This is a genomic window from Wenyingzhuangia gilva (assembly GCF_030519655.1).
In the GTDB taxonomy this organism is placed as follows: domain Bacteria; phylum Bacteroidota; class Bacteroidia; order Flavobacteriales; family Flavobacteriaceae; genus Wenyingzhuangia; species Wenyingzhuangia gilva.
Genome location: NZ_JAUMIT010000001.1, coordinates 873,471 through 891,152 on the forward strand (window position 1 = coordinate 873,471; position 17,682 = coordinate 891,152).

The window sequence follows — 17,682 nt, forward strand, 5'->3', positions numbered from 1 at the left end:
TAAATTATTAATTATATATACTTTATTTTATTGTGTTTCAACGTATCATCCTTTTTACTACCTTTGCAAAACTAAATTTAGTATATGATTGCTTTTAATTATGAAACTGATTTTGAATTGGTTAATGAAGAAAAATATAGTAATTGGATTTCTAATTCTATTGTAAACGAAGGATTTGAAGAAGGAGAAATTAATTATATTTTTTGTGATGATGAATACCTTCATAAGTTGAATGTAGAATTTCTTGATCATGATACTTTAACGGATGTTATTAGTTTTGATTATTGTATGGGAAAACTCATTTCTGGTGATGTATTTATTTCTGTAGAAAGGGTTCAAGATAATGCTAAAGATTTAGGAATTTCATTTGAAGAAGAATTGCCAAGAGTTATGATTCATGGTGTTTTACATTATTGTGGATTTAAAGATAAATCTGAAGATGATGCAAACCAAATGAGAGCTAAAGAGGAACAGTATCTTTCTATTTTAGTAAAATAATTTTATTGTTCCACGTGGAACAAAAACAAGATTTGTATTTAAGATTCACTTAAAACATTTCTTTAAACTTAAATTTTATATGAGTTTATTTACGGAAACTTACGATGTAATTGTTGTTGGAGCCGGACATGCTGGTTCAGAAGCTGCTGCTGCTGCTGCTAATATGGGTTCTAAAACTTTGTTGGTAACTATGAGTTTGCAAAACATTGCACAAATGAGTTGTAATCCTGCAATGGGGGGAATTGCTAAAGGACAAATTGTAAGAGAAATTGATGCATTGGGCGGATACAGTGGAATTGTAACAGATAAAACTGCTATTCAATTTAAAATGTTAAATAAATCTAAAGGACCTGCTATGTGGAGTCCAAGAGCTCAATCTGATAGAATGCGTTTCTCTGAAGAGTGGCGTAACATGTTAGAGCAAACAGATAATTTAGATTTTTATCAAGATATGATCAAAGGTTTGATTATTGAAGATGGAGAAATTAAAGGAGTTAAAACTGGATTAGGTTTCGAAATAAAAGCAAAATCGGTAATTATTACTGCGGGTACTTTTTTAAATGGATTGATTCATATTGGTGAAAAATCATTTGGTGGAGGAAGATCTGGTGAAAGTGCATCTACAGGAATTACAGAAGATTTAATAAAAGTTGGTTTTGTAGCTGGAAGAATGAAAACAGGAACACCTCCAAGAGTGGATGCTCGTTCTTTAGATTTTTCTAAAATGATTGAACAACCTGGAGATGAAAACCCTGAAAAGTTTTCTTATTTACCAACTACAAAACCACTAACTGAACAACGTTCTTGTTATATGAGTTATACTTCTCAAGAAGTACATGATTTATTGCGTACTGGTTTTGATCGTTCTCCAATGTTTAATGGTAGAATTCAATCTACTGGTCCTAGATATTGTCCTTCTATAGAAGATAAAATTGACCGTTTTGCAACGAAAGACAGGCATCAAATTTTTGTTGAACCAGAAGGATGGAATACGGTAGAAATATATGTAAATGGTTTTTCAACTTCTTTACCTGAAGATGTTCAGGACAAAGCTTTACGTAAGGTTGATGGTTTTGAAAATGTAAAATTTTTGCGTTATGGTTATGCTATAGAGTATGATTATTTTCCTCCAACACAATTAACACATTCTTTAGAAACTAAATTGGTTAAAGGATTGTTTTTTGCTGGTCAAATAAATGGAACTACCGGATATGAAGAAGCAGCTTCTCAAGGATTGATGGCAGGAATAAACGCTGCATTAAAAGTGCAACAAAGACCTCCCTTTATTCTAAAAAGAGATGAAGCTTATATAGGTGTTTTAATTGATGATTTAATTACAAAAGGAACAGAAGAACCATACAGGATGTTTACTTCTAGAGCAGAATATAGAACTTTATTACGTCAAGATAATGCAGATATTCGTTTAACGCCAATTTCAAATGCTATTGGTTTGGCTTCTGATGAACGTTTAGAAAGAGTAAAAGAAAAGGTTAAAAATTCTGATTTATTAGTTCAGTTTTTACATGAATCAAGTATTAAACCAGAAGAGATAAATCCAATTTTAGAAGCTAAAGGATCTGCTACAATTAATCAATCTGTAAAGATGTTTAAAGTAGCTTCACGTCCACAAATTGATTTTAAAGATGTGATTACTTTTCCAGGTGTTGCAAAATTTGTTGCTGAACATAATATTGATGCTGAAGCTATAGAACAAGCAGAGGTAAAGGTTAAATATGCAGGTTACATTGAAAAGGAAAAGAATAATGCTGATAAGCTTCAGCGTCTAGAAAATATTAGTATTCCTAAAACTTTCGATTATTATAAAGTAAAATCTTTGTCTATAGAAGCAAAACAGAAGTTAACAAAAATTCAACCTGTAACCATTTCACAAGCAAGTAGAATTAGTGGAGTTTCTCCATCAGATGTTTCCGTTTTATTGGTTTATATGGGGAGATAAAACAAAAGTTCCACGTGGAACAAAACAAAATAAAAACCGATATTTTAATACTAAAATATCGGTTTTTCGTTTATGTTAAGCTTGCTTTTTAAATAAAAACAATGAAAAAAATATTTACAATTATATTGGTTATTTTAGGTATATCTATACTGTTGCCTAATTATATTATTAGTGTAAAAACAGAAAACAAGGTATATAATAATGTAAATGAAATACCTAAAAATAAAGTAGGGCTAGTTTTGGGAACTTCTAAATGGAATAGAGAAGGGGGTGTAAATTTATTTTTTAAATACAGAATTGATGCAGTTGTAGAATTGTATAATAACGGTAAAATTGAGTTTATTTTGGTTAGTGGAGATAATTCTACTATTGCATATAATGAACCTGAGTTTTTTAAAAAGGAATTAATAAAAAGAGGAATTCCTAAAGAAAAAATATTTTTAGATTATGCAGGATTTAGAACGCTAGATTCTGTAATTAGAGCATATAAAGTTTTTAATCAACAATCCTACACAGTTATTTCACAGGAATTCCATAATAAAAGAGCTATCTACATTGCTTCTTTAAATAATATAAATGCTATAGGATTTAATGCTAAAGATGTAACTAATGAATATGGTTTTAAAGTATATTTGCGAGAGTATTTAGCAAGAACCAAAGTTTTTATAGATATATTATTTAATGTAAAATCTAAATTTTTAGGTCCTAAAATTGAAATAAAATAAATGGCATTAGAAACTTATTTAAAAACCAAAGATTATTCAGTTTCAAAAGAAAGTTTTGAATTACTGTTGGATGATAGAATTGATTTATTGATTACAAATCCAAGACCTAAAAAAGAAAATTTAGGAAAGTATTATGAAACTGAAAATTATATTTCTCATACAGATCGTAAAAAATCTGTAACAGAAATAGTGTATAGTTTGGTGAAAAAATATACGTTAAAGAAAAAAATAGAATTATTAAATTCTTTTCCTGTGGAAGAAAAAACTGTTCTAGATATTGGTTGTGGAACAGGAGATTTTTTAAATGTTTGTCAACAAGCAGGATGGAAAGTTACAGGAATAGAACCAAGTGAAAAAGCTAGAGAAAAAGGTTTAAAAAAATTAGAAAAAGGAACTTATATATATTCTAATATTCATGCTTTTTTTGACGATGATTTTGCTGGAGAAGAAAAGGATATAGATTATAAACAAAGTTATAAGCAAACCAAATTATATCATCATTCAGAACATGAAACTAAAAATATAGAAAATGAAGTTTTAAAATTTGAAGATGATTATACACCAGAAAATAAACCTTATCAATTTGATGTGATTACCATGTGGCATGTTTTAGAACATGTATATGATTTGGATATGTATATTTACAGATTAAAACAATTATTAAAACCAGATGGTGTTTTAGTAATAGCTGTTCCTAATTATAAAAGTTACGATGCTGAGTTTTATAAAGAGCATTGGGCTGCTTTTGACGTGCCAAGACATTTATGGCATTTTTCACAAACAGCAATTCATAGATTGTTTGCCACAGAATTAATGAAAGTAGTAAAAACCATTCCAATGAAATTTGATGCGTTTTATGTTTCATTATTAAGTGAACAATACAAAACAGGAAAAAAGAATTTTATCAAAGCAATTAAGAGTGGAATAAAGTCTAACAAAGAAGCAAAACGCACTGGAGAGTATTCTTCCTTGATTTATGTGCTTAAAAACATGAAAAACGAATAATAACACTGTTTAAAGCATTTGTTTATTGATTTGAATACGTATTGTTGTTTAAAAACAAAACCCTCTTAAAATTGATTTATGAGGGTTGTTTTTATATTAAATATTCTATAGTAATTTAAATAGTTATAAATATTTCTTATTGATAGGAAAAATCTATTGAACTTGTAAATACCATCCTAAAATAGTTAGTATTAAATAAATTCCCAGATTGGCAGCTCCTTGAAAATCTCCAGCTATTCTTTGACCAAAAAGTAAAATCAAAATATTTATGACACAGGTTTGATAAATGATAACCGGTGAAAATAAATAAAAATCAAAAAGAGTAGAAAAGATTCCAATGATTAAAACAAGAGATGTAATAGAGTTTAGCATAACTAACAACCACCAAAATAGATTTGCTAATTTTTCTTGTTTTAAATGATGTGCTAAAAAAACAGTATATCCTTTTTTGTCTTTTAATTTTTCAAATAAAGAATATCCAAATGAAATAAATAGGAAAGATAAAATAGAAAGTATCATCTGTAATAATTTTTACAAAGGTGATTAAAAACAAAAATCCCTGCAAACTATATTTCACAGGGATTTTTTCTTTAATAGGTTACTTGTTATCTTCTTTTTTCTGGTTTATTTGCTTCTTTGTATTCCTTAAAATCTTCCTCACTTTTAATTTCAGTTATGTTTCCTTCATTATCTTCCATCGAAATAGGAAATTGAAAATTTGGTTTTACACCTTCTTCTAAAGTTTCTCTGTATGTTTTAAAAGTTTCTTCATTTTCGATAAGCGTAGTTGTATCATCTGCATTGATTACAGTAACTGGGAATACTAATTTAAATGGAGGTCTTCTTTCTTCCATATGTTCAGCTCTGATACTATTCATATAAGCTTTAAAAGCTTCTTCATTTTCAATTTCAGTTATATTACCATCTTTATCTTCCACCGAAATAGGGAATTGAAAATTTGGTTTTATACCCTCTTCTAAAGATTGTTGATATGCCTTAAATGTTTCTTGATCTTCAATTACTGTAGTTGTATCATCTAGATTGATTACTGTAATAGGAAATACTAATCTAAATGGCGGTCGATTTTTTTTAGGTCTTTTTAAAATTTCTCTTAAATCGTTAATTCCTTCAATGGTGTAAATTTCACCATCAATAGTAATGTCAAAAGGAAATTCAATTTTTGGTCTTGTGTTTCTACTAATTATTTTTCCTAATTGTTCATCAGAATTTACTTCTTCAGTAGTTTCGTCATCATTAACCGCTGTTACAGGATAATTAACAATAACAGTTTTTAAAGCCGTTGATAATTCTTCTTTAGATAATTCACTAGCGTTTGTTAGATTGATATCCTCACCCATATCTAGGGCATTTTGTGAGCAGCTAATTGATAAAAATGCTGCTAAAATAATTACGAATGTTGTTTGTAGGTATTTCATGATATTTATAAATTTTAAGGTTTATATAACTTAAACAGCTATTTTTACAAATACCCTACCTCCAATAATAAAATATTTTAATAAATGTCTAAAAAAGTATCAGTTTGCGAGGCTAAAATTTACGAGTCTATCTATAAAAAGTACAGTAAATCCTTGTATAACTTTATGTATTTTAAGTGTGGAGATCCTGATAGGGCAAATGATTTGGTTCAGGAATCTTTCATAAAACTTTGGAATAATTGTGCTAAAGTAATTTACGAAAAAGCCAAATCTTATTTATATACCATTGCCAATCATCAATTTTTAAATGAAGTGGCTCATTTTAAAGTAAAACTAAAATATGAGCAACATCATAATAAAGATGATAGTAATATAGAAAGTCCAGATTTTTTGCTAGAGGAAAAAGAATTTATGGATAAATTACAAAAGGCATTGGATGAATTAACTCCAGCAGAAAGAGAAGTATTTTTATTAAACAGAATAGAAAATAAAAAATACAGAGAAATTGCAGAAATGTTAGACATATCAGTAAAAGCAGTTGAAAAAAGAATGCATAAAGCATTGTTAAAACTTAGAAAAAATATTGGCAATAATATTTAATGGTTTAAAAATCAAAATATAAGGTAGGGTAAAAGCTAACTTTTTGGTTATATATATAAAGACAAAAATGAAAGATAACGATAAAATAGACGATACATTTTTAGCTAGATGGTTAAATAATGAGTTGACAGAAAAGGAATTGTCTGATTTTAAAAATTCAGAAGATTATGTAGCTTATAAAAAAATTGCACAGAAAAGTACTTTGTTTAGAGTTCCTGCATTTGATGAAACAAGAACTTTTGAGGCCATACAGCATAAAATTTATCATCAAAACAAAAAGGTTAAAAAATTAGTTCCAAACTGGGTTTACGTTATGGCTGCTGCTGCGGTGTTAGTTTTTGGTTTCTTTTTATTTAAAGAAGATCAAACAACAATTACTTGTGGTGTAGGAGAGCAATTAGCGTATGTGTTACCCGATGGTTCTCAGGTTGAATTAAACGGAAATTCATCTATAATTTATGTAGAAAAAAAGTGGAAGGAAGGTAAAAGAGAATTAGATATAACAGGGGAAGGATATTTTAAAGTAAAAAAAGGATCTACATTTTCTGTAACTACCAAAGAAGGAAAAATTTCTGTTTTAGGAACTCAATTTAACATACAAAGCATAGATGAGTTTTTAGCAGTTGAGTGTTACGAGGGAAAAGTAAAGGTTGAAAATAAAGTAGAAAAGACCATATTAACTCCAGGAAAAGGTGTGAAAATTAATCAAGCAGTTAAACAAAATTATATAGTCACCGATTCTGTCCCAAATTGGAAAGTAAATAAGTATAATTACAATGCCATTCCTTTAAAAGTGGTGTTTAAGGATTTACAAAATGTATATCAACTTAAATTTATAAATAATGGAGTAGATTTATCTAAACTTTATACAGGTAAATTGCTTAAAAACGATATCAATAAAGCGTTGCAGATTATTTGTAAACCGATGAATATTACTTTTGAAGTGAAAGAGAAAACAGTTATTATTTCACAATAATATGAAGAAATTACTGATTTTATTTTTCTTGTGTTCTTCTGTTGTTTTTTCACAAAAAAACAAGAGTCTAAAACAGGTTTTAAATCAGTTAACAAATACCTATAATATTACTTTTTCTTATGATGAAAATCAGATTCAGAATTTTAATAAAATTTTGTTTCATTCAGAGAATGATTTAAATACTATTTTAATCAATTTATCATTACAAACCCAATTGGTATTTGAGAAGATTGATGATGAAAATTATATTATCAGAAATAAAACCAAAGAAACTAAAAATATTTGTGGGATTGTTTACAGTGATAAAACCAAAGAAAAATTACCGTTTGCAAACATTTATTTTGATGACAAAACAGTACTTACAAATCAACAAGGAAAGTTTGAAATAAAAGATGTTTTAAACGATGATTTTATTACTTTAAAATTAATAGGTTATGAACCAAAAAGCATTCCTGTAAATAGCTTTAATACCGATTGTAAAAAGATTTTTTTAAACGAAAAAATTCATCAATTAACTGAAGTAATTATTACAGATTACTTAACCACAGGATTTTCTAAAAACGAAGATGGAAGTGTGGTTTTAAATCCTAAAAAGAGTGGAATTTTGCCTGGCGTTGTAGAACCAGATGTTTTACAGTCTTTACAACTAATTCCTGGAGTGCAAAGTCCAGATGAAACAGCTTCTGGATTACATATTAGAGGAAGCACTCCCGATCAAAATTTAGTGGTTTTTGATGGAATGAAAATGTATCATTTTTCTCATTATTTTGGATTGATATCTGCTTTTAATCCATATATCACTAACAATATTAAATTATATAGATCTGGAACACACGCAAAATACGGAAATAATATAGGGGGGGTTTTAGATATTAGTACAGATAACAAGGCTCCTAATAAATTATCATCCGGATTTGGAACCACACTTACTCATGCCGATTTTTTTATAAAAGTTCCTATGTTTTGTAAAAAAGTTGGATTGGTTTTTTCTGCCCGTAGGTCTATTACAGATGTTGTAAATACAGTTACCAATCAACAATATGCAAAAGTAGCTTTTCAAAATAGTAAAATTGCAGAAGGCTTAAGTCAAGAAAATTTAAGAATTACCAATGCGAATAATGATTTTTTTTATGAAGATTATTATTCAAAAATTATGGTTCAACCCAACTTAAATAACAAGTTTTCTTTTAGTTATTTATACAATCATAACAATTTAAGTTTTAACGGAGAAAATACAAGAGCTCAAGAAGAATTTAAAGATGATATAGAAATCATCAATAATGGATTTCATGTAAATTGGGAGTTAGGAACTTTAAAAAAAGGAATTCATAATTTGGCTTTTAGTAAAACAGCTTTTGAAAAAAATTACGAGGGTTTTAGAATAAGAACTACTGGAAATGCTAATCAACAAAACATTTTTTTTGATAAAGAAAATACAGTAAATGAAGTTACGGGAGCATATTCATTTAAAAAACAAACTCAAAAAAATAATATTTGGGAGTTTGGGTATCAATTCAGTAAACCAGATTTAATCTATCATTTCAAAAGAGATACTCAATTTCAAGAAGATTTTATTGATGATAATATTAATGGAAATGCTAATAATTATGCGATTTTTTCAGAATATCAATTTCATCAAAATAATAAATGGAAGTTAAATTTAGGTGTAAGATGGCAACGTTTTAATGGCGTAGATAAAGATTTTTTAGAACCTAGATTTCATCTTAATTATAAAACAAATAATTATTTAAATGTTAAGTTTTCTGCAGAGTTAAAACATCAATCTCTTTCCCAGGTACAAGATTTTAGAAACGATGGATTAGGAGGTTTGTTTAATAACTTTTGGGCTTTGGCAAATAATAGCGATTTTCCTGTGCTAGAAAGTGTGCAAACAAGCTTGGGAGCCGATTATCAAAAAAACAGGTGGACCATTGATTTAGAATTGTACCATAAAAAAATAGATGGAATTCTGTTTTTGTTTGATCAAAGAATAAGAGCACAAAAATATTTTAGTGGAAATAATAATGTCAAAGGAGCTGATTTTTTAATTAAAAAAGAATGGAATCAATACAATACTTGGATTAGTTATTCATTGTCAAAAAGTATTTATCACTTTGGTAATTTAAATAACGGAGCTCCATTTAACGGATCTTTTGATGTACCACATAATTTTATTTGGTCTCATCATTACAATATTAAAAAAGTAGAATTATCGCTAGGTTGGAGGTTCCGTTCTGGAATTCCTTACACCGTTAAAACGGCAGAATTAAACAATAATAATAGGTTAAGAATTGTTTTTGATGATTTAAATACCAATAGACTTCCAAATTATACCAGACTAGATTTTGCTTGTAGATACAAGTTCTTTGTTAGGAAAAACAAGAATGTTAAGGGAAATATTGGAATTGCTTTTCAGAATATTTTAGATAAAAGAAATATTTTGAGTAGAGATTATGAAATACAGCGAATAGTAACTGGACAAGGATCTAATAGATCAGAAAAAGAAGTGTTGGTAGAAATAGATAGAATAGCACTGGGTTTTGTGCCAAATATATCTTTTAGAGTAAATTTTTAAAAAAGCCCCAATCTAAAACTTTTTAAAGAATAACCTATTAAAGAAAACTATCAAAGTCAACCAATTGGGGCTAAAAATTTCTCTCTTTCAAATATTATTAATAACTTTTGTTATGTGTTTTTTGAGTATAAAAATCTGTTTTACAATGTCTACAGGTATACAAATCAAAAAATAACAAGAATTTTAAAACGCTTTTCTTTGGAAACTTAATATTCTTTTCTGATTCGCAGATAGGACATTTTTTTTGTAAAACATGTATGTACCTTAAACCTACTACAAAATAAAGTTTTCTAATTCTCAAAATTAGATCAATAGTACTCACAAAAGGTTCAAATATGATCTATAAATGTTGTTTTTATAAATCATTGGTTTTAATTATTCTTATTTTTGATTATTACATACCTTATAAGATGAATTTTAATAAGCTCCCATTTAACATTCCTTTGCCCAATTACAGTGGTTTGTCTAGAACAGAAAAAAAAAGAACTACCTTGATGCTAACTTTTAGTTTTGTTTGGATTGTTCAATCTTTAATTTCTGTTTTTGTAGTTTTTTTTGAAGAGGATTATTTTTTAAAACTTGCAGGTCACTTATTTAATATAATAGTTATTTCTATTGTTTTTTTTCTGCTCTATACTAAAAAAACAAACAGTGCTTTGGTTCTGTTTATTGGGTTAATTTTAGTAACCATTATTCTGTTTACAAACTTTATTTCGCCAGGATCTTATGCCGAATATTTCTATTTATTTATGGCTCCTTTAGTATTGGTGTTGTCCGATAACAAAGTCATTATTTATTCAAGTTTCATCTCTTCATATCTTGCATTTATATTACCAAATTACTTTTTACATATTTATCCAGACTATCAATATCAAGAAAGTTATTATGCTTTCATTCTGTTTTCTGTCAATTTTATCATGATATATTATTTTAAATCTATCAATGTTAGAAATGAAAAATTATTAGAAATTAAAACCAATGAATTACAAGAATTAAATCAATTTCAATCGCAATTTTTTATCAATATTTCTCACGAAATAAAAACACCTTTAACACTTATTAAAGGCCAAATAGATAAGTTGGATGTTTTAAAAAATGATAGCAAAACCAAACACAAAATAAATAAGCAAATTAGCAACATTAAAAAAATTGTAGATGATGTAATTGACTTTTCTAAAATGAATGATGAGACTTTTAATTTTAACAAAAGAGTGGTAGATCTTAAAAAATTAGGATGGAAAATTTATACTTCTTTTGATTCTTTATTTATTCAAAAAAATATCACATTTACTTTTGAATATTCTGATGAAGATTTTTATGTCTTAGTAGATGCTTTGTATTTAGAAAGAGCTATTAATAATTTAATTTTAAATGCTTATAAATACACTGAAAAAAAAGGAAGTGTCGTTTTAAAATTAGTCAAACAAAATGATAATGTTTCTATTCTTGTATCAGATACAGGAATAGGAATTGAACCGCAAAACATAAAAAAAATATTTAATAGATTTTACCAGGTAAATAACGATTTTAATAAAACAGGAGGTAGTGGAGTAGGACTAGCTTTTGCTAAGGAAATTGTAGAAAAATTAGAAGGTAAAATAATGGTTAAAAGCAAACCAAATATTGGATCTATTTTTTATATAATTTTTCCGTTTGTCAACGATTATATTCCTCAAGAAAAAACAGAAATTTTCGATCAGAATAAAAATGAAAATATTGATGTTAGCAGTTTATTATCTAATAAAAATATTTCAGTTTTAATTGTAGATGATTCTTTTGAAATGAGAGCATATTTAAAAGAATTACTTCAGCACTATCATTGTTTTGAAGCCGAAAATGGTTTAGAGGCAATAGAACTCTTAAAAACTCAAAAAATAGATTTTGTGATTACAGATTACATGATGCCTAAAATGAATGGTTTTGAGTTTGTTACTTATATAAAAGAGAATCAAATTTTAGTGCCTGTTTTAATGCTTACTGCTAGAAGTGATTACCATAGTAAAATTGAGGTTTTAAGATTAGGAATAGATGATTATTTAAACAAACCTTTTGATAAGAATGAGTTATTAATCAGAATCCAAAACATTTTAAAAAATCACGTTAGTAGAAAAAACTTTCTTAAAGATGAAAATATTCCAAACGAAGAAATTAAAGAAAACACAGAATGGGTTGTAGAGCTAAAAAATTACATCCTTAAAAATTGTGAAAATCCTAAATTAAATCAAGTTGATATTGCGGAACATTTTAATATTTCTAAAAGCACTTTTTATAGAAAAGTAAAAATGGAAACAGGTTTAACTCCTAATGAATTTATTAATGAAGTAAAGTTATTAGAAGCTAGAAAAATAGTTGAAAATAATGATGATCTATCTTTAAAAGAGCTGTCCTTAAAAGTAGGCTTTTTACACACAACATATTTTGCCAATCAGTATAAAAAAAGATTTGGAGTGCACCCTATTAAACAAGAACAAGTTTAAGAATTAATTTCTTGTTCTTTGGCGTGTAACAATCGGGTTAATTTAATAGAAGTATCTAATAAAATTAGTTTGGCGTTTCCATTTCTTTCAATGTGGTAAATAGCATCATTTAATTCTTTGTTAATTGCCTCTATATTTGCACTGTGAATAAAAGGAGCAAATTTTTCAATATTAAATCCTTTGGTTTGTGGTTCGTAAAACACCAAATCTTTGGCACCATAATTCCATAAAAGAGCTTGTCTAAAAAATTGTAAACAAAAATTTAAAAACTGCTTTTGTTTTTCACGACCCATAGCTCCAATGGTATCAGACCAAGCGATTAAATCTTGAATAACACTAGCGTTTCCTTTGGCTTTAAAAGCGGCACGAACCCAAGTAATAAAAAGTTGTTCAAACTCTAAATCATTTCCTTCACTTTTTAAAAGTTCTAATGCTTTTTGATAATTTCCTTCTGCTCTATGAGCTATTTTTTGTGCTTCGGCAGGAAAAGAATTTTCACGTTCAATTAAAGCTTCAGCAATATTCTCTTCACTTAATAAAGGAAAATCTAAAATTTGGCAACGAGATAAAATTGTGTTAATTAATTGTTCTGGATGTTCAACCACCAATAAAAAAATGGTTTTTGCAGGTGGTTCTTCAATCAACTTCAATAATTTATTGGCAGCGGCATTGTTCATTTTTTCTGCCATCCAAATAATCATAATCTTATAACCTCCTTCATAAGATTTTAGCTTCAAGGCACTTACAATTTCTTCTGCTTCATCAACTCCAATTTGTCCTTGTTTGTTTTCAATTCCTAGTTGTTGATACCATTGATACAAACTTCCATAAGGATGTTCTTTAACAAAAGTCCTCCATTCATTTAAAAACAATTTACTTACGGGGTGTTTTTTAACATTTTCGTTTACTGCCGTAGGAAAAGCAAAATGTAAATCAGGATGTTGTAGTTTAGAAACCCTAATATCACAAGCTTCATCATTCTTACAAAGTATGTATTGTGCATAGGCTATGGCAGCAGCTAAAGTTCCTACACCATTAACTCCAACAAATAACTGTGCATGTGCAATTCTACCAGTATCGGCAGTTCTTTTTAAATGATTAATAATGTGTTGTTGCCCAATAAGATGGTTAAATAACATAGAATTTAGATGAATTAAAAGAATTTCAAATTTACAATTTTAATAATCAGTGCTTATAAATTTATAATAATTAAAACGTTTTAGTTAATTTCATGCTTAACTAAATATTAAATAAGTATCAACTACTATATTTGTAGCACATCAACTTAGATTTGACATATGAAAACAATCAATGATTTTAATTTTAAGGATAAAAAAGCCTTAATAAGAGTAGATTTTAATGTTCCTTTAGACGCTGAGTTTAATGTAACAGATACAACAAGATTAAAAGCGGCTAAGCCAACAATCATCAAAATTTTAGAAGATGGTGGTTCTGCTGTATTAATGTCTCACTTAGGTCGTCCAAAAGGGGTAGAAGACCAATTTTCTTTAAGACATATAGTAAAAACTGCTTCAGAAATTATTGGAGTTGAAGTTAAATTTATTGCTGCTACTGTAGGAGCAGAAGCTGAAGCTGCCGTGGCTGCCTTACAACCAGGAGAAGTTTTATTATTAGAAAACTTACGTTTCTTTGCTGAAGAAACTAAAGGAGATTTAGCTTTCTCTGAGCAATTATCTAAATTAGGAGATGTATATGTAAACGATGCATTTGGTACAGCTCACCGTGCTCACGCTTCTACTACAATTGTTGCTCAATTTTTTAAAGATAAATTAGCTGGTTTGGTTATTGAAGCTGAATTGGTAAATGCTGATAAAGTATTAAAAGGTGGAGTAAAACCTGTTACTGCTATTATGGGTGGAGCTAAAGTTTCTGATAAGATTTTAATTATTGAAAAATTATTAGATGTTGCTGATAATATTATTATTGGTGGAGGAATGTCTTATACTTTTGCAAAAGCAGAAGGAGGAAGCATTGGTAATTCTTTATGTCAAAATGATTTATTAGACTACGTTTTAGAATTAGAAGAAAAAGCAAAAGCAAAAGGGGTAAAGTTAATTTTCCCTATTGATAACTTATTAGGAGATGCTTTTTCTAATGATGCAAATACACAAGTGGTATTAAGAGGACAAATTCCTGATGGATGGGAAGGTTTTGATATTGGACCACAAACAATTGAATTATTCTCTAACATTATAAAAGGGTCTAAAACTGTTATTTGGAATGGACCAATGGGTGTTTCTGAAATTCCTTTATATGCAACAGGTACTATTGAAGTAGCTAAAGCAGTAAAAGAAGCTACAGAAGGTGGAGCATTCTCTTTAATTGGAGGTGGAGATTCTGCCGCAGCCATTAACAATTTAGGATTTGGTGATGATGTATCTTATGTGTCTACAGGTGGTGGAGCATTATTAGAATACATGGAAGGAAAAGTATTACCAGGTATTGCTGCTTTACAAGAAGCTTAAAAGTAAACACTTGTTTATAAAACCAAAGCGTCTCAAATTTTTGAGACGCTTTTTTTTATGTAATTTTAGTAACCTAAATAAAAAATCAATATGAAGTATACTAACATCCCCAAAACAGATATCAAAGTTTCTAAAATATGCTTAGGAACCATGACTTTTGGAGAACAAAACACCGAGGCAGAAGCGCACGAACAATTAAATTATGCGGTTTCCAAAGGAATTAATTTTATTGATACGGCAGAGATGTATGCTGTTCCGGGAAGAAAAGAAACCCAAGGAAGTACCGAAAGATTTATTGGTTCTTGGTTAAAAGATCAAAAAAGAGAAGATTTGGTAGTAGCCACTAAAGTAACAGGTCCAAATCCTGGATTGTCATATATAAGAGAACCTCAACCCTTTTCTAAAGAAATGATTCACGGTGCTATTGAACAAAACCTTAAGCGTTTACAAACGGATTATGTAGATATTTATCAATTGCATTGGCCTGATAGAAATACCAATTTTTTCGGAAAACTAAATTATAAACATGATGCTGAAAATCAATGGGTTGATAATATCAATATTGCTATTTCTGCTTTAGATGATTTGGTAAAACAAGGAAAAATTCGTCATTACGGATTGTCAAATGAAACGCCTTGGGGAGTGATGAGACATTTGCAAGAATCAGATCAACATAATTTAACCAGATGTAAAACCATTCAGAATCCATATTCTTTGTTAAATAGAACTTATGAAATTGGTTTGGCTGAGGTTGGAATGAGAGAAGAAGTAGGTTTATTAGCCTATTCTCCTTTAGCATTTGGAGTTTTATCAGGAAAATATTTAGAAGGAGGAAACGCAACAGAAAATGATCGAGTAAATAAATTCCCTCAGTTTTCTAGATACAATAGTGAGCAGTCAGCTTTTTTAACTCAAAAATATGCGGACTTAGCAAAAGAATTAGGATTGAGTTTAACGCATTTGGCTTTGGCATTTGTAAATCATCAACCTTGGGTAACGGCCAATATTATTGGGGCGACTAACATGGAGCAGTTAAAAGAAAACATCAGTTCTATTAATGTTGAATTATCAGAAGAGGTATTGACTAAAATTGATGAAATTCAGAAACTACAACCAAATCCAGCTCCATAGTTAGGAGAATATGAAACATAAAAAAAGCACTTCATTTGAAGTGCTTTTTTTATTTAGTAACCAATTTTGGTTCTAACTCTTTTTAAAACTTCATCGGCAATAGCTCCAGCTTTTTGAGCCCCAATAGCTAATGCTTTGTCAATTTCTTCTAAATTTTCCATGTAATAATTGTACTTAGCACGTTGTTCAGCAAATTTATCAACTAGTAATTCGTAAAAAGCTTGCTTAGCATGTCCGTATCCGTAATTACCCCCTTCGTAATTTGCTCTCATTTCTGCAATTTGCTCGTCTGAAGCTAATATTTTGTACAAGGCAAATAAATTACACGTATCAGGGTTTTTAGGCTCTTCTAAAGGCGTGCTATCGGTTTCTATTTTCATGACTTGCTTTCGCAATTGTTTATCATTTAAAAAAATATCAATATAATTTCCTTGAGATTTACTCATTTTACCTCCATTGGTTCCAGGAACATACATGCTGCTTTCTTGAATTTTAGCATCAGGCAACACAAAAGTTTCTCCCATTTGGTGGTTGAATCTACTGGCAACATCTCTGGTAATTTCTAAATGTTGTAATTGATCTTTTCCTACTGGAACAATTTCTGCATCATATAACAAAATATCAGCAGCCATTAACATTGGGTAATCAAACAAACCAGCATTTACGTCTTCTAATCTATCTGCTTTGTCTTTAAAAGAATGTGCCAAAGTTAATCTCTGGTATGGAAAATAACAATTTAAATACCAAGTTAATTCTGTGGTTTGTGGTACATCACTCTGTCTGTAAAACACTGTTTTATTAATATCTACACCAAAAGCTAGCCAAGCAGCAGCAGTGCTGTAGGTATTTTGTTTAAGCGTTTCGCTATTTTTAATTTGTGTTAAAGAATGCAAATTTGCGATAAACAAAAAAGATTCATTTTCAGGATTATTTGCCATTTCAATAGCAGGGATAATTGCTCCTAATAAGTTCCCTAAATGAGGAGTCCCTGTACTCTGTACACCTGTTAAAATTCTTGCCATTTCCTCTAAAAAATAATGTTTTGCACAAAAGTACACTTTCATAAAAACATTTACAGGAAAGCACGTAATTTATTTATAAATGATGTGATTTAACAATTGTTAATAAGAACTGTTTTTTGTAAATTATAAAGAAATAGGAATCATGGATTTTAAGGTAACATATTATGATGCACTTGAAGAAAAATGGAATGTATGGTCTCATGCACTTGGATTTTTTTTAAGTGTTTTGGTGTTTCCTTTTTTAATGTACAAAGCTATTGTTTCAGGTAGTGTAGCTGCTATTTTAAGTTATGCTATTTACGGAATTAGTATGATGGTTTTGTATGCTTCATCAACTTTATACCATAGTGCTATCAATCAAAAGGTAAGATATTACCTTAATATTTTAGATCATTCTGCGGTATATGTGCTAATTGCAGGATCTTATGCTCCTATTTGTTTGGTAGTTTTAGAAGGAAAAGTAGGCTGGTTGGTATTTATTATTTCTTGGCTAGTGGCTATTTTAGGAATTGTATATAAGATATATTTTATAGGTAGATACAAAGTGATTTCTGTCTTATCGTATGTTTTTATGGGATGGATTATTTTATTCTTTTTAAAATCATTGATCCAAAATTTACCTATTTGGGGTCAACGATGGTTGTTGTGGGGTGGAATTTTTTATTCTATTGGAGCTTATTTTTATGCAGCCAACAAAATAAAATACAACCATGCTATTTTTCACATCCTAGTATTGTTAGGTAGTTTGTGTCACTTTATTGTAATTTATTATCACACCATAAAATAATTACCAG

Annotated in this window: 15 protein-coding genes; 11 read left to right on the forward strand and 4 right to left on the reverse strand. The window is 28.8% G+C overall.

Translation table 11 applies throughout. The features are described 5' to 3' along the window. Nucleotides 1-84 precede the first annotated feature (84 nt). The 4 genes from ybeY (at nt 85) to QVZ41_RS04030 (ending at nt 4,185) form a co-directional block, all read left to right on the forward strand. The gene (gene ybeY / locus QVZ41_RS04015; RefSeq protein ID WP_302883259.1) at nt 85-498 is read left to right on the forward strand and encodes an rRNA maturation RNase YbeY; all 414 of its coding nucleotides are present in this window, start codon (nt 85-87) and stop codon (nt 496-498) included. Nucleotides 499-577: 79 nt separating this feature from the next. Beyond that, a complete protein-coding gene (gene mnmG, locus QVZ41_RS04020) occupies nt 578-2,455 on the forward strand; it encodes a tRNA uridine-5-carboxymethylaminomethyl(34) synthesis enzyme MnmG (RefSeq protein WP_302883260.1) in 1,878 nt (625 codons plus the stop codon). A gap of 101 nt (nt 2,456-2,556) precedes the next feature. Then, nucleotides 2,557-3,180: a SanA/YdcF family protein gene (locus tag QVZ41_RS04025; protein ID WP_302883261.1), complete on the forward strand. Its 624-nt coding sequence runs from the start codon at nt 2,557-2,559 to the stop codon at nt 3,178-3,180. Beyond that, complete coding sequence (locus QVZ41_RS04030; RefSeq protein ID WP_302883262.1) at nt 3,181-4,185, forward strand: class I SAM-dependent methyltransferase; 1,005 nt, start codon at nt 3,181-3,183, stop codon at nt 4,183-4,185. Nucleotides 4,186-4,338: 153 nt separating this feature from the next. On the opposite strand, the gene QVZ41_RS04035 is transcribed toward QVZ41_RS04030, so the two are convergent. Together QVZ41_RS04035 and QVZ41_RS04040 are read right to left on the reverse strand one after the other, a co-directional pair. Beyond that, nucleotides 4,339-4,704, reverse strand: coding sequence for a hypothetical protein (locus QVZ41_RS04035; protein WP_302883263.1), 366 nt, complete (start codon nt 4,702-4,704; stop codon nt 4,339-4,341). 86 nt (nt 4,705-4,790) lie between these two features. Further along, on the reverse strand, nt 4,791-5,621 hold the full coding sequence (locus QVZ41_RS04040; protein WP_302883264.1) for a hypothetical protein: 831 nt from the start codon (nt 5,619-5,621) through the stop codon (nt 4,791-4,793). Nucleotides 5,622-5,705: 84 nt separating this feature from the next. On the opposite strand from QVZ41_RS04040, the gene QVZ41_RS04045 reads away from it, so the two are divergent. From QVZ41_RS04045 to QVZ41_RS04060, 4 genes are all read left to right on the forward strand, one after another. Further along, nucleotides 5,706-6,221, forward strand: a complete 516-nt coding sequence (locus QVZ41_RS04045; protein ID WP_302883265.1) for an RNA polymerase sigma factor — start codon at nt 5,706-5,708, stop codon at nt 6,219-6,221. Between the two features lie 67 nt (nt 6,222-6,288). After that, complete coding sequence (locus QVZ41_RS04050; protein WP_302883266.1) at nt 6,289-7,197, forward strand: FecR family protein; 909 nt, start codon at nt 6,289-6,291, stop codon at nt 7,195-7,197. 1 nt (nt 7,198) lies between these two features. Further along, nucleotides 7,199-9,772, forward strand: coding sequence for a TonB-dependent receptor (locus QVZ41_RS04055; RefSeq protein WP_302883267.1), 2,574 nt, complete (start codon nt 7,199-7,201; stop codon nt 9,770-9,772). A 410-nt stretch (nt 9,773-10,182) separates the two neighbouring features. Continuing rightward, the gene (locus QVZ41_RS04060) at nt 10,183-12,249 is read left to right on the forward strand and encodes a response regulator (RefSeq protein ID WP_302883268.1); all 2,067 of its coding nucleotides are present in this window, start codon (nt 10,183-10,185) and stop codon (nt 12,247-12,249) included. Here QVZ41_RS04060 and QVZ41_RS04065 read toward each other — a convergent pair. Continuing rightward, nucleotides 12,246-13,388 (reverse strand): DNA polymerase III subunit, encoded by a 1,143-nt coding sequence (locus QVZ41_RS04065; protein WP_302883269.1) that lies wholly within the window; start codon nt 13,386-13,388, stop codon nt 12,246-12,248. The two genes, QVZ41_RS04060 and QVZ41_RS04065, sit on opposite strands and share 4 nt — an antisense overlap. A 159-nt stretch (nt 13,389-13,547) precedes the next feature. On the opposite strand from QVZ41_RS04065, the gene QVZ41_RS04070 reads away from it, so the two are divergent. Both QVZ41_RS04070 and QVZ41_RS04075 read left to right on the forward strand, forming a co-directional pair. Next, entirely contained in the window at nt 13,548-14,735 is a 1,188-nt protein-coding gene (locus QVZ41_RS04070; RefSeq protein WP_302883270.1) for a phosphoglycerate kinase, read from the forward strand. Nucleotides 14,736-14,825: 90 nt separating this feature from the next. Next, nucleotides 14,826-15,866, forward strand: a complete 1,041-nt coding sequence (locus QVZ41_RS04075) for an NADP(H)-dependent aldo-keto reductase (RefSeq protein ID WP_302883271.1) — start codon at nt 14,826-14,828, stop codon at nt 15,864-15,866. Nucleotides 15,867-15,919: 53 nt separating this feature from the next. Here QVZ41_RS04075 and trpS read toward each other — a convergent pair whose 3' ends face one another. Next, entirely contained in the window at nt 15,920-16,888 is a 969-nt protein-coding gene (trpS, locus tag QVZ41_RS04080) for a tryptophan--tRNA ligase (RefSeq protein WP_302883475.1), read from the reverse strand. 142 nt (nt 16,889-17,030) lie between these two features. Between trpS and trhA the strand changes: the two genes are divergently transcribed. Then, a complete protein-coding gene (trhA, locus tag QVZ41_RS04085) occupies nt 17,031-17,675 on the forward strand; it encodes a PAQR family membrane homeostasis protein TrhA (protein ID WP_302883272.1) in 645 nt (214 codons plus the stop codon). The last annotated feature ends 7 nt before the right edge of the window (nt 17,676-17,682 follow it).

Bases quoted from the DNA above. Each gene is read 5' to 3' on its own strand.
- QVZ41_RS04030 (WP_302883262.1), top strand. From the start codon at position 3,181: ATGGCATTAGAAACTTATTTAAAAACCAAAGATTATTCAGTTTCAAAA.
- QVZ41_RS04065 (WP_302883269.1), bottom strand. From the start codon at position 13,388: ATGTTATTTAACCATCTTATTGGGCAACAACACATTATTAATCATTTA.
- trhA (WP_302883272.1), top strand. From the start codon at position 17,031: ATGGATTTTAAGGTAACATATTATGATGCACTTGAAGAAAAATGGAAT.
- QVZ41_RS04070 (WP_302883270.1), top strand. From the start codon at position 13,548: ATGAAAACAATCAATGATTTTAATTTTAAGGATAAAAAAGCCTTAATA.
- QVZ41_RS04060 (WP_302883268.1), top strand. From the start codon at position 10,183: ATGAATTTTAATAAGCTCCCATTTAACATTCCTTTGCCCAATTACAGT.
- QVZ41_RS04055 (WP_302883267.1), top strand. From the start codon at position 7,199: ATGAAGAAATTACTGATTTTATTTTTCTTGTGTTCTTCTGTTGTTTTT.
- ybeY (WP_302883259.1), top strand. From the start codon at position 85: ATGATTGCTTTTAATTATGAAACTGATTTTGAATTGGTTAATGAAGAA.
- QVZ41_RS04045 (WP_302883265.1), top strand. From the start codon at position 5,706: ATGTCTAAAAAAGTATCAGTTTGCGAGGCTAAAATTTACGAGTCTATC.
- QVZ41_RS04040 (WP_302883264.1), bottom strand. From the start codon at position 5,621: ATGAAATACCTACAAACAACATTCGTAATTATTTTAGCAGCATTTTTA.
- mnmG (WP_302883260.1), top strand. From the start codon at position 578: ATGAGTTTATTTACGGAAACTTACGATGTAATTGTTGTTGGAGCCGGA.
- QVZ41_RS04050 (WP_302883266.1), top strand. From the start codon at position 6,289: ATGAAAGATAACGATAAAATAGACGATACATTTTTAGCTAGATGGTTA.
- QVZ41_RS04035 (WP_302883263.1), bottom strand. From the start codon at position 4,704: ATGATACTTTCTATTTTATCTTTCCTATTTATTTCATTTGGATATTCT.
- trpS (WP_302883475.1), bottom strand. From the start codon at position 16,888: ATGGCAAGAATTTTAACAGGTGTACAGAGTACAGGGACTCCTCATTTA.
- QVZ41_RS04025 (WP_302883261.1), top strand. From the start codon at position 2,557: ATGAAAAAAATATTTACAATTATATTGGTTATTTTAGGTATATCTATA.
- QVZ41_RS04075 (WP_302883271.1), top strand. From the start codon at position 14,826: ATGAAGTATACTAACATCCCCAAAACAGATATCAAAGTTTCTAAAATA.